This window comes from Emticicia sp. 21SJ11W-3 (assembly GCF_024138715.1).
Classification (GTDB): domain Bacteria; phylum Bacteroidota; class Bacteroidia; order Cytophagales; family Spirosomataceae; genus Emticicia; species Emticicia fluvialis.
Map to the genome: position 1 here is coordinate 554,164 of NZ_CP092074.1, position 12,661 is coordinate 566,824.

Sequence of the window (12,661 nt, forward strand, 5' to 3'; positions counted from 1 at the left end):
TTCATCTAACTAATTACAATGAAAAAAACGGTACTAAATACCTTAGTTTTAAATCTTATGGTTTTACTGGCTTTTAGCCAGGTTACCCCACCGCAGCCTTACGGGCCTGTACCCGGCGCTAATCAGCTTCGGTGGCAAAAAATGGAGTATTATGCTTTCATTCATTATTCGGTAAACACCTATACCGATATGGCCTGGGGGTTTGGCAATGAACCTTTGGCTTTGTTTAACCCTGAAAAACTCGATTGCAGACAATGGGCAAGAATATGTAAGCAAGCTGGCATGAAAGGCATCATTTTCACGGCTAAACACCATAGCGGATTTTGTATGTGGCCGTCGAAATATACAGAGTACTCGGTAAAAAACGCACCCTGGAAAAACGGCAAAGGCGACGTGGTAAGAGAGCTGGCAGATGCCTGCAAAGAATATGGCCTCAAATTCGGTGTTTATCTGTCTCCATGGGACAGAAACCATCCTGACTACGGAAAACCGGAGTATATTACTTATTTCAGAAACCAGCTGACCGAACTATTGACAAACTACGGAGATATTTTTGAAGTGTGGTTTGATGGCGCCAATGGCGGTTCGGGCTATTATGGTGGTGCCAACGAAACCCGTAAAATTGATGCCAAAACGTATTACGACTGGCCGGAAACCTATAAGCTGGTGCGTAAGCTGCAACCCAATATTGTGATATGGAATGATGGCGGAGACCGGGCCGATTTGCGATGGGTGGGAACCGAAGCAGGTTATGTAGGTGAAACCAACTGGAGCCTGTTGAATGCCACCGGCGATGTACCCGAAGATATGTTGCGCCATGGTGTTGAAAACGGCAATGCCTGGGTGCCGGGCGAGGTAAATACCTCTATTCGTCCTGAATGGTTTTATCATGAAAGAGAAGATAGAAAAGTAAAAACGCTGCCGCAATTGATGGATACCTACTATCATTCCATCGGGCGTAATGGTACACTTCTACTTAATTTTCCGGTGATGCCCAATGGGTTGATTCACCCGCAGGATGAAAAAGTGGCTATTGAATTTGCCAATGCCGTTAAAGCCGCATTTGCAAAAAATCTTGCTACAGGTGCAAAAGTGAGTGCATCGCAGGTTAGAGGTAACAGCCAGACTTATATCGCGGCCAAGGCCATAGATGCAGACAAAGACAGCTACTGGGCGGTAAACGATACAAGCAGAAAAGCTTCTCTTACCCTGCAATATACAAAGCCTATATCCTTTAACCGCTTTCTGGTACAGGAGCCTATCAAGCTGGGGCAGCGGGTAAAAGCCTTTAGTGTAGAGGCATTGGTAAAAGGCCAATGGCAGGAAATTGCCAGAGAAACCACCATTGGCTACAAGCGTATCCTGCGGTTTCCGACAATTGAAGCTACGCAGATAAGGTTTACCATTCTGGATGCCAAAAGTACCCCGCTCATATCGAATCTGGAAATTTATAATGCCCCGATTATTCTAGCTCCACCGGTTATCATGCGCGACCAGGCCGGTAATGTTCACCTTCAGTCAGGCGATGCTGAGTCGGTGCTCTATTATACATTAGATGGAAGTATGCCCGGCCCGAATACGGCCAGGTATACAGTTCCTGTAAAAAGCGGTGAAGGTAAACTGGAAGTAAAAGCCATTGCTTATAACCCGTTTACGAAGCAAAAAAGCGTGATAAGCGAAGAGAAGTTTGATGTGGCACGCAAAAACTGGGAAATACTAAGCACCGGCAAAGAAGGAGCCTATCAGGTACTGGACGGAAACCCGAATACCTCCTGGCATCAGGATAAGGGGTTGAAGATGCCGGTAGATTTAACAATTGACTTAGGTACACAGCAAATGGTGAGGGGTTTCAGATACCTGCCAGACCAGAACTGGTGGGCCGATGCCGGCATCATTACTCATTATCAGTTTGAGGTTTCAACCGATAACAAAACCTGGCAACTGAAAAGTGAAGGCGAGTTTGCCAATATTAAGAACAGCCCATTCTGGCAGGATAAGCTGTTTGAACCGTCGCAGGCCAGATACATCAGGCTGCGGGCCCTTAAAAATGTGCAGGAAGGCGCTGCTCCGGGATATGCCGAGATAGATATTATTACCCAGTAAAAATCTAAACCGTACTATGCAAAAAAAGCTGATTACAAGCCTCTTACTGATGGGTTTAGGGTTAGTGGCAAAAGCCCAGCCCAACCCCAGGCCAACGGTGGTTTCGCCGGAGGTGCATCCTGATAACACCGTTACCTTCCGCCTTTATGCACCAACAGCCAGAGAAGTAAAACTCAATGCGCAGTTTGAGAAAGCAGCAGTGGCCATGAACAAAGATGAGCGGGGTGTATGGAGCGTGAAAGTGGGCCCGGTAAAACCAGATATGTATCCGTACGCCTTTCAGGTTGATGGTCTTCCGGTATCCGACCCCGCCAATTCGGTTATTTTTCCGAATGAGGGTTTCCAGAATAGTCTGGTTGAAGTAACCGGCAGCATACCATTGGTGCATACCATTCAGCCTGTACCGCATGGTACGGTTGCTTATCGCTATTATACATCGCCCGAACTGGGTACGCGCCCGGTGGTTGTTTACACGCCTGCGGGGTATGAATCCAATACCAAAACCGCGTATCCTGTATTGTATCTGCTGCATGGCACTACCGATACCGAAGAAACCTGGACAAAGGTAGGCCGGGCCAATATTATTCTGGATAATCTGATAGCGCAGGGTAAAGCCAGACCCATGATTATTGTAATGCCTTATGGGCGGGCCTATCCGGTTATCAGCAAATCGTCAGGCAGCCTGCGAAACTGGGATAACCTGCAGGCGTTTAAAGAAGATTTCTTCAATAACCTGATGCCCTTTATTGAACAAAACTACAGAACCATCAAAGACAAAAACAGCAGGGCCATTGCCGGTTTTTCGGGCGGAGGCGGCACCACCCTTTACTTCGGACTGAACAATACCGACAAGTTTGCTTACGTGTGCGGTTTTGCTCCGGGAATGCTCAAAAACGAGTTCGACAGAAACAATGAGACAGCCTTTAAAAATCCTGAACTGGTAAATAAAAATCTGAAATTGTTCTGGATTGGGGTGGGCAAAGAAGATGGTTTGTATGGGGTAAATCAGGAATTTATAGAGGTGCTGAACCAGAAGAAAATCAGATACGAAAGCCTGATTTCAGACGGAGGACACACCTGGATGAACTGCAAACTGTATTTGTCAACCATTGCGCCCAAATTATTCCGGTAATTGATTTAAGCTTTAAATAAAAACTATGAAAATGAAAACAATTGTGACTATCCAGCTTTTAACGCTCACCCTGCTGCTGGTTTTCGCAGGCAAGGTAAGCGGCCAGCCTCCCAGAGGGCCTTTGGTGGTTTCGCCACAGGTAAATGCCGACAAATCGGTAACTTTCAGGTATCTGGCACCAGCAGCCAAAGAAGTAAAACTCAGCGGGCAGTTTCTGAAAGCCCCCGTAGACCTCGCCAAAGATGCGCAGGGTATCTGGAGCGTTACCACCGCCCCTGTAAAACCGGATATTTATCCTTACAGTTTTGTGGTTGATGGCGTTACTGTAATGGACCCGGCCAATGTAGCCTTTTTTCCGAATGAACGTTTCAAGGCAAGCCTTGTTGAGATTCCGGATGATGCACCTTCGGTGTATTCATTAACTAATGTGCCTCATGGTACCATCAGCTATGAGTACTACCCTTCTGTGGAAGGTTCAACCGGAACTTTAGTAGTGTACACACCACCGGGATACACAAAAGATAAAGCCAAAAAATACCCCGTTTTTTATCTGATAAGCGGCACAACCGATACCGAAGAGACCTTTTTTAAAGTAGGAAAAACCAACCTTATACTGGATAACCTGATTGCAGACGGCAAAGCCAAACCCATGCTAGTGGTTATGCCGTATGGTAATCCGGCGGCACGCATTGCCGAGCAGAAAAGCCAGGCTAAACCAGCCGACATCATGAACCGTGACAGCGAAGTTGCCATTAAAAGAGCCAAATTTTTTGAGACCGATTTAATCACCAATATTATTCCCTATATAGAGAAAAACTATCGCACGCTCAATAACCGTGAGAACCGAGCCATCGCTGGTTTTTCAAGGGGTGGCGGGCAAACACTCAGAGCTGCTTTTAATAATATGGATAAGTTTGCCTGGGTTTGCAGTTACGCATCGTACATATCACCCGCTGAAATGGACAAGGGGTTCAGCCACATTGGTGGCAATGCCGACAGAACCAACCAACAACTGAAACTGCTATGGTCGGGCATTGGTACTGAAGACTTTCTGTACAAAGGTACTGTTGAGTTTGAAGATTATCTGAAGGCCAGAAAAATCAACTTCAAAAGCTATGTAACGGATGGTGGCCATACCTGGATGAACGTGAAGAAATACATGAACCAAACCCTGCCCTTGTTATTTCAATAAAACTAAAATCATGAAAAAATATATCCCATTCATATTCCTGATGCTAACGGTGGGCGGGGGCGTTTTCGCACAGCAAAGACCGCCCGTTATCAGTTCGCCTGATGTGCAGGCCGACAACAGCGTTACGTTCAGATACTTTTCTAAAAAAGCGCAGAGAGTCTCGCTTTCAGGCGAATTTCTGAAAGCCCCCGTAGCCATGACCAGAGATACCGCCGGAATCTGGTCTGTTACCGTACCGGCTATTAAACCTGATATTTACCCATACAGTTATTATGTAGACAGCGTGCAGATAGCCGACCCTAACAATACTTTTATTTTTGCCAATGAGCGTTTCAAACGCAGTATTGTTGATGTGCCGGGTAAAACACCACTGGTGCATGCTTTGCAGAATGTGCCGCACGGAAAAATTCATTATCAATACTACAACTCAAAAACACTGGGGCGTACAAGAGACCTGCTGGTATATACCCCACCGAATTTTGATGCCAGCGGCAAAACCAAATATCCGGTATTGTATCTGATTCATGGCGGCTCTGATACGCAGGAGACCTGGACGAAAGTAGGCCGGGCCAATTTCATTGCCGACAACCTCATTGCTCAGGGAAAAGCAACACCCATGATTATTGTGATGCCATACGGCAATGTGCGCCCAAGCCCGATGCCAGACTTTACGAAGGAGATAGTTAATGACATTATCCCGTTTATTGAGGCAAACTATCCGGCTAAGACCGACAGTAAAAACCGGGCAATAGCCGGGTTTTCGGTAGGTGGCGGGCAAACCCTGAATATCGGGTTTACCAATACCGATAAATTCGGTTATATTTTTTCTTATGCCCCGTACACAGCTACTGAAGAATTCAAGAAGAATTTTACCGACTGGAACCCCAATGCCGGTTTGATAAACAAACAGGTGAAGCTCTTTACCATCAGCGTAGGCACAGAAGATTTTCTCTATGAAAGCGTGAAACAAAATATAGCCATGTTTCAGGAAAAGAAAATCAAGGTTGAACCTCTGATTGTGTCTGGCGGGCATACCTGGATGAACTGTAAGCTGTTTCTGGCAAATTCATTACAACAGGCTTTTAAATAATTACATACCTCTCTTACCAAAATCAACCTTAAAACAATGAAAAGCACATTATTACAACTTGCCGCTGTGGCTGCCCTTGCAGGTAGTGCTTTTGTGGCACAGGCCCAACAGGCCAACATTATTGAAGACTTCAAGCCTTCATCATTAAACCAGCCTGGGCAGGAATACCCAATGGTTAATTCGCAACGTTATGCCCGCTTCAAGATAGTTGCACCCGCCGCCGACAGTGTGCGCGTGAGCCTGGGTTTGGGCGGTGGAAAAGGCACCAAACTGGCTAAAGCAGAAGATGGTACCTGGATGGGCACCACCGAAGGCCCGATGGATGAGGGTTTTCACTACTACAATGTAAGAATTGATGGCGGGAAATTCAACGACCCCGGTGCGCTGAACTATTATGGCTCGGTTCGTTGGGAAAGCGGCATTGAAATACCTGCCCATGATCAGGACTTCTATGCCCTGAAAAACGTACCGCATGGCCATGTACAGCAGGTGTTGTTCCCATCGCCCAGCACCAATACATCCAGAAGAGCATTTGTTTATACGCCTCCGGGATACGAAAAAGATACCAAGGCTAAATATCCTGTTTTGTACCTGCAACATGGCTGGGGTGAAGATGAAACCGCCTGGAGCAACCAGGGGCACGCCAACCTGATTATGGATAATATGATAGCCGAAGGCAAAATCAAGCCCTTTATTATTGTAATGACCTACGGTATGACCAACGATGTAAAACCGGGTGGAATGCGCAATTTCAAGATTGACCCTTTTCAGACGGTGCTGATTAATGAGCTGATTCCGTATGTAGACGGCCATTTCCGTACCCTGGCCAACCGGGATAACCGCGCGATGGCTGGGTTGTCGATGGGCGGAATGGAAACAAAGACCATTACGCTTAATAACCCGGATGTTTTTGGCTATTATGGTTTGTTAAGCGGGGGGATATATGCCCCGGCTGATATCAAGGATAAGTCGAAAGTGAAATTGATTTTTCTGAGCTGTGGCAGTAAAGAACGCCCTGATGGCGTGAAAAAAGCAGCTGAAGAGCTGAAAAACGCTGGTTTTAACGCCGTTTCTTTTGTGTCAGACGGTACCGGGCATGAGTTTCAGACCTGGCGCCGCAGTCTGTATCAGTTAGCACCGCTTCTTTTCAAAAAATAAACCGTTGGTCTGGTGGGTCTTGTGGCCCGCCAGATTCTTGAAAAAATTTCTTACAGCAGGTAGATAAATTCTTACAACAGATGAAAAAAATTGTATCGCTCATCGGTATTTTAGGCATGGTGATTTCATCCTTTGCCCAGTCAATCGAAAAAGAAGCGCCCAAAGGTTTTGATAAAGAACAAACCGGCATAGCCAAAGGCAGGCTGGATTCTATAAAATATGAATCCAAAACCGTAGGCGCCACCCGTAAGGCCCTGGTGTATACGCCACCTGGTTTTGATAAAAAGAAAAAGTATCCGGTTTTGTACCTGTTGCATGGCATTGGCGGTGACGACAAAGAATGGCTGAATGGTGGGAATCCTCCGGTAATTCTGGATAACCTGTACGCCCAAGGCAAGCTGCAACCCATGATAGTGGTGATGCCAAACGGCAGGGCCATGAAAGACGACCGCGCCATTGGCAATATATTTGATCGCGAGAAAGTGGAAGCTTTTGCTACTTTTGAGAAAGATTTATTGAATGACCTGATACCCTTTATTGAAAAAAAATACCCTGTACTGGCTGACCGCGAAAACAGAGCCATTGCGGGGCTGTCAATGGGTGGCGGGCAATCGCTAAATTTTGGTCTGGGCAATCTGGACAAGTTTGCCTGGGTGGGTGGTTTTTCTTCAGCGCCCAATACCAAAAGGCCGGAAGAACTGGTACCAGACCCGGAAGAAGCCAGAAAAAAACTGAAACTTCTGTGGATTTCGTGCGGTGATGCAGACGGACTGATTACTTTCAGTAAACGCACGCATGATTACCTGTACGAGAAAGATGTGCCGCACATTTATTACCTTGAGCCGGGCGTACACGATTTTAAAGTCTGGAAAAACGGCCTGTATATGTTTTCTCAGTTTTTGTTCAAGCCGGTAAGTACCAAAGACTTTACCCGTTACTCAGTGTTGGGTACGCCCGCCGCCACCAATATCAGAAACGGCAAGTACCCGCAGATACTGCCTGATAACCGGGTGATATTTAAGGTAAAAGCGCCAGCAGCCCAAAAGGTGCAGATTGACCTGGGCAAAAAGTATGACATGGTAAAAGACACCAGTGGGGTGTGGACGGTAACTACCGACTCGGTGAGCAGAGGGTTTCATTATTACTCATTGCTGATTGACGGCGTGGCCGTGGCCGACCCCGCCAGTGAAAGTTTCTACGGAATGAGCCGAATGGCCAGCGGCATTGAAATACCTTACAAAGAAGGAGGCTTTTATGCGCTGAAAGATGTGCCTCATGGCGATATCCGCATCAAAAAATATTTCTCAAAGGCCTCTAACAGTTGGAGAGAAATGTATATCTATGCACCTCCCGGCTATGATGTGTCTACGGAAAAATATCCGGTATTATACCTGCTGCATGGCGGTGGTGAAGACCAGAGAGGCTGGGCAACACAGGGTAAAACCGATTTGATTCTGGATAACCTCATTGCTGAAAAGAAAGCAAAACCCATGCTGATTGTGATGGTAGACGGTAACGTTGGCATGGGTGGCGGCGTGGCAGGTTTTAATGAAAACGCTCTGAAAGCCTTTGAAAATGAATTGAAGAATGGTGTGATTCCGGTAATTGAAGCCAACTACAGGGTTCTGGCCGATGGCAAAAACCGGGCTTTAGCAGGTTTGTCAATGGGTGGTTTGCAGACCTTGCATGCGGGTGTGCACAACACCGAAATGTTTAATTATCTGGGTGTTTTCAGTTCGGGCTGGTGGGCAAATAATAACAAATTGTCTGACCCACAGTATGAGTACATGAAAACCAACAAAGATAAAATAAACGGCAACCTGAAAGAATTCTGGATATCGCAGGGCGGTAAAGAAGACATTGCCCATGCCAATTGCCAGATAATGATGAAAAAGTTTGACGAATTAGGTGTTAAGTATAAATACAGTGAGTATGCCGGTGGACACACCTGGCCTGTCTGGCGACATGATTTGATGGAGTTCGCTCAGCTACTGTTCAAATAATTAATTGTGGGGCATCCTGAGCATTAACGGTGTGAAGCGTTTAGAAAACAATATGAGAAAAATAGTATTCATTGGTCTGGTGTTTTGCTCTTTGTCTGTTCAGGCACAGATGCGGCCTTTTTCATTGCAGGAAGTTAAGCTAAACGATGGCATTTTTAAGAATGCTCAGGATGTTGACCTGAAGTATATACTGGCCCTGAACCCCGATAAACTGCTGGCACCTTACCTGCTGGATGCCGGTCTGCCTCCAAAAACCAGCCGGTATGGAAACTGGGAAAGTTCTGGTCTGGATGGGCATATCGGGGGCCATTATCTGTCGGCGCTGGCCATGATGTATGCCAGTACCGGAAACGCCGAAATGAAAACCCGGCTCGATTACATGATTGCTGAGCTGGCACAATGCCAGGCAAAAAACGGCAATGGTTACGTAGGGGGGATTCCGCAAGGCAAGGTGTTCTGGGAAAGAATCCATAAAGGTGATATTGACGGCAGCAGCTTTGGTCTGAACAACACCTGGGTGCCGCTGTATAATATTCATAAATTATTTGCCGGTTTGCGAGACGCCTATGTGTACGCCGGTAATCAGCAGGCAAAACAGGTGCTGATAGGCTTGGGTGACTGGTTTATTGACCTGATACAGCCCCTTTCTGATGCACAGATTCAGCAGATACTGCGCACCGAACACGGGGGTATCAACGAAACCTTCGCCGATTTGTATATGCTTACCCAAGACCGTAAGTATCTCCAGGCTGCCGAAAGGTTGTCTCATAGGGCATTATTAGACCCACTTATAGCCAAGCAGGATAAACTGACCGGCCTGCATGCCAACACGCAGATTCCGAAAGTAATCGGGTTTGAGAAAATTGGGGCTTTAACAAATAACGGCCAGTGGTCGGCAGCGGCCCGGTATTTCTGGCAGAATGTTTCACAAACCAGAAGCGTAGCCTTTGGCGGTAACAGCATGAGAGAACATTTCAATCCGGTTAATGATTTCAGCAAAATGCTGGCAACCAACCAAGGCCCAGAAACCTGCAACTCGTTCAATATGTTGCGCCTGAGCAAGGCCTTATTTCTGGATAATCAGGATGTGCAATACCTGAATTTTTATGAGCGTACCATGTACAATCATATCTTGTCCAGCCAGCATCCCGAAAAGGGCGGCTTTGTCTATTTTACACCCATCCGCCCCAATCATTACCGGGTGTATTCTCAGCCAGAAACCAGTATGTGGTGCTGCGTAGGTTCTGGCATTGAAAACCATACCAAATATGGCGAGCTGATTTACAGCCATACGGCTGATGAAGTATTTGTCAACCTTTTCATTCCGTCAAGTCTGACCTGGAAAGAAAAGGGGATTAGTCTGACACAGAAAACCGATTTCCCGTATCAAAATCAATCAGAATTGGTGTTTAAAACGGTACCTCCCAAACGGTTTGCTGTCAATATCAGGATTCCGAATTGGGCGCAGCATTATGAAGTTTTAGTGAATGGTAAAAAGCATAACTTTGTGGCGCAGCCAGCCGGTTATGCCGCCCTGAACAGGAAATGGAAAACAGGCGACAGGGTCATTATCCGTTTCAAGACAGCCACCCATCTGGAGAATCTGCCGGATGGCTCTAACTGGGCGGCATTTGTCAATGGCCCCATCGTGCTGGCGGCAGCCACCTCAACCCGCGACCTCACGGGTCAGTTTGCCGACGACAGCCGCATGGGTCATGAAACCAAAGGCCCGCTTTATCCGCTCGACAAGGCATTTGCACTGGTGGACGACTCCGGCCATTTTGTTTCAAAATTAAAGCCGCTCGGTAATCTCAGGTTTAGTTTAGATTCGCTTACACTGCAGCCCTTTTTTGAGATTCACGAAGCCCGCTATCAAATGTATTTCCCTACCTTTACAGGTAAGAATTATGAGGCGCATCAACAGAAACTGAAGCAGAAAGAAAAAGAACTGCTGGCCAAAGAAGCGCGTACGGTTGATAAGGTCAATTGTGGAGAACAGCAATCGGAAGTTGACCACCAGTATAAAGGAGAAAAAAGTTTTACCGGCTATGATGACGAGCATTTCTGGCGTTCTACACGTGCGTATTTTGCTTATCAGTTGCAAAACAAAGGGCTGGCTGGCAGACAGCTGGAAATTACCACGCTGGAAAACTTCAATAGCGGCAAAGTAAGGATATTGATTAATGGAAAACCGGTTGAACCAATCGTTAAAGCGGATAACTTACTACTAGTTACAGGTATTGATGCCGAATGGGTAGAGGTAAGAATTGAAACAACACAAAACGCTTTATCGCCCAGATTCAATCAGTTCAGGCTTATGAAGGAGTAAAAAAAAGACAAAAATAAAAATTATAATACCGTGAAAAGAACTATTCTATCATTAATTATGGTGTGTGCTGCGTTGGTAAATACACTGGCGCAAACCAAAATTACCCTGAACACCGACCTGGCTAAAACCCAGATCAGCAAGCATATTTACGGCCACTTTGCCGAACACCTGGGCCGCTGTATTTATGGTGGTATTTATGTTGGCGAAGGAAACACCAGAATACCCAACACGGCCGGTGTAAGAAATGATATTATTCAGGCACTGAAAGACCTGAAGGTGCCTAACCTGCGCTGGCCGGGCGGATGCTTTGCCGATACCTACCAATGGAAAGACGGCATAGGGCCCAAGGCTAACCGCCCCAAAATGGTTAATGTATGGTGGGGTGGCGTAACAGAAGACAACAGTTTTGGTACGCACGATTTCCTTGATTTGTGCGAGCGCATCGGCGCTGAGCCGTATCTGGCAGGCAACGTAGGTAGCGGTACCGTTAAAGACCTGACCGATTGGGTAACTTATGTGAATCATCCCGGGGGCAGCCCGATGTCGGAGCTACGTAAACAGAATGGCCGTGAAAAACCCTGGAGCGTGAAGATGTGGGGTGTAGGCAACGAGGCCTGGGGATGCGGCGGAAACATGACGGCCGATTATTATGCCAACATTTATCGCCAGTATGCCACTTTCATGACAGATTGGGACAACTCCTCTAAACTTTATCGTATTGCCTCGGGTGCCAGTGATGGCGACTATGCCTGGACAGAAACCCTGATGAAGAACATTCCGCATAAAATGCTGGCGGCTGTTGCATTACATCATTACTCGGTACTAAGCTGGACAGACAAGGGGCCGTCGGTAGATTTTACCGAAGCGCAGTATTTCAAAACCATGGATGAGGCCTGGCAGATGGAAGAGTTTATTAAAGGCCACAGCACCATTATGGACAAGTATGATCCTCAGAAAAACATAGCTTTAATTGTAGACGAATGGGGTGGCTGGTACAATGTAGAGCCGGGCACGAATCCCGGGTTTTTATATCAGCAGAACACCATGCGCGATGCCATGATAGCCGGTCTTACCCTTAACATCTTCAATAATCATGCAGACCGTGTGCGAGGTGCCAACCTGGCGCAGATAGTTAACGTGCTGCAGTCGGTAATACTGACTAACGAAGAGAAAATGATTCTGACACCCACTTATCATGTCATGAAGATGTATAATGTGCATCAGGATGCCCGACTGGTACCCATCAGTATTGAGTCTCCGGCTTATGAGTACCAGGGCAAAAAGCTGACAGCCGTTTCTGCTTCTGCTTCAAGAAATGAAAATGGCGTTAATATATCGCTTACCAATATTGATTTCAGCAAGGCCCATGAGGTAACCATTAATCTGAGAGGTGAAGACTTTTCTAAGGTTACAGGACAGATTTTAAGCTCGGCAAAAATAAGCGACCACAACACCTTTGAGCAACCGCAAAAAGTTTCGGTAAAAGACTTCAGCGGAGCCAGACTTGAGAAAGGCGTATTGAAACTTACAGTGCCGGCGTACTCGGTTATTGTGTTGAATGTAAGGAAGTAAAATCTTAAATACTTTTCGGCACTTTATACAATTTGAAAATATTGTGTTATATTTACACAATTAGATTTGCATCTACTATTAG

Annotated in this window: 8 protein-coding genes; all 8 read left to right on the forward strand. The window is 46.4% G+C overall.

Annotation, left to right across the window (positions count from 1 at the left end):
• Positions 1-18: 18 nt before the first annotated feature.
• The 8 genes from MB380_RS02260 to MB380_RS02295 all read left to right on the forward strand — a co-directional run bounded on the left by MB380_RS02260 (position 19) and on the right by MB380_RS02295 (position 12,579).
• Entirely contained in the window at positions 19-2,103 is a 2,085-nt protein-coding gene (locus tag MB380_RS02260; protein WP_253532856.1) for an alpha-L-fucosidase, read from the forward strand.
• A gap of 16 nt (positions 2,104-2,119) precedes the next feature.
• Positions 2,120-3,235 carry an esterase gene (locus MB380_RS02265; protein ID WP_253532860.1) on the forward strand — a complete coding sequence of 372 codons (1,116 nt, stop codon included), beginning with the start codon at positions 2,120-2,122 and terminating at the stop codon, positions 3,233-3,235.
• A gap of 31 nt (positions 3,236-3,266) precedes the next feature.
• Positions 3,267-4,427, forward strand: a complete 1,161-nt coding sequence (locus MB380_RS02270) for an esterase family protein (protein ID WP_253532870.1) — start codon at positions 3,267-3,269, stop codon at positions 4,425-4,427.
• Positions 4,428-4,437: 10 nt separating this feature from the next.
• Entirely contained in the window at positions 4,438-5,517 is a 1,080-nt protein-coding gene (locus MB380_RS02275; RefSeq protein WP_253532878.1) for an esterase family protein, read from the forward strand.
• 36 nt (positions 5,518-5,553) lie between these two features.
• The gene (locus tag MB380_RS02280) at positions 5,554-6,675 is read left to right on the forward strand and encodes an alpha/beta hydrolase-fold protein (RefSeq protein WP_253532881.1); all 1,122 of its coding nucleotides are present in this window, start codon (positions 5,554-5,556) and stop codon (positions 6,673-6,675) included.
• 80 nt (positions 6,676-6,755) lie between these two features.
• Positions 6,756-8,678: an alpha/beta hydrolase-fold protein gene (locus MB380_RS02285; protein ID WP_253532885.1), complete on the forward strand. Its 1,923-nt coding sequence runs from the start codon at positions 6,756-6,758 to the stop codon at positions 8,676-8,678.
• A 52-nt stretch (positions 8,679-8,730) separates the two neighbouring features.
• A complete protein-coding gene (locus MB380_RS02290; RefSeq protein ID WP_253532887.1) occupies positions 8,731-11,007 on the forward strand; it encodes a glycoside hydrolase family 127 protein in 2,277 nt (758 codons plus the stop codon).
• A 30-nt stretch (positions 11,008-11,037) separates the two neighbouring features.
• On the forward strand, positions 11,038-12,579 hold the full coding sequence (locus MB380_RS02295; RefSeq protein ID WP_253532889.1) for an alpha-N-arabinofuranosidase: 1,542 nt from the start codon (positions 11,038-11,040) through the stop codon (positions 12,577-12,579).
• The last annotated feature ends 82 nt before the right edge of the window (positions 12,580-12,661 follow it).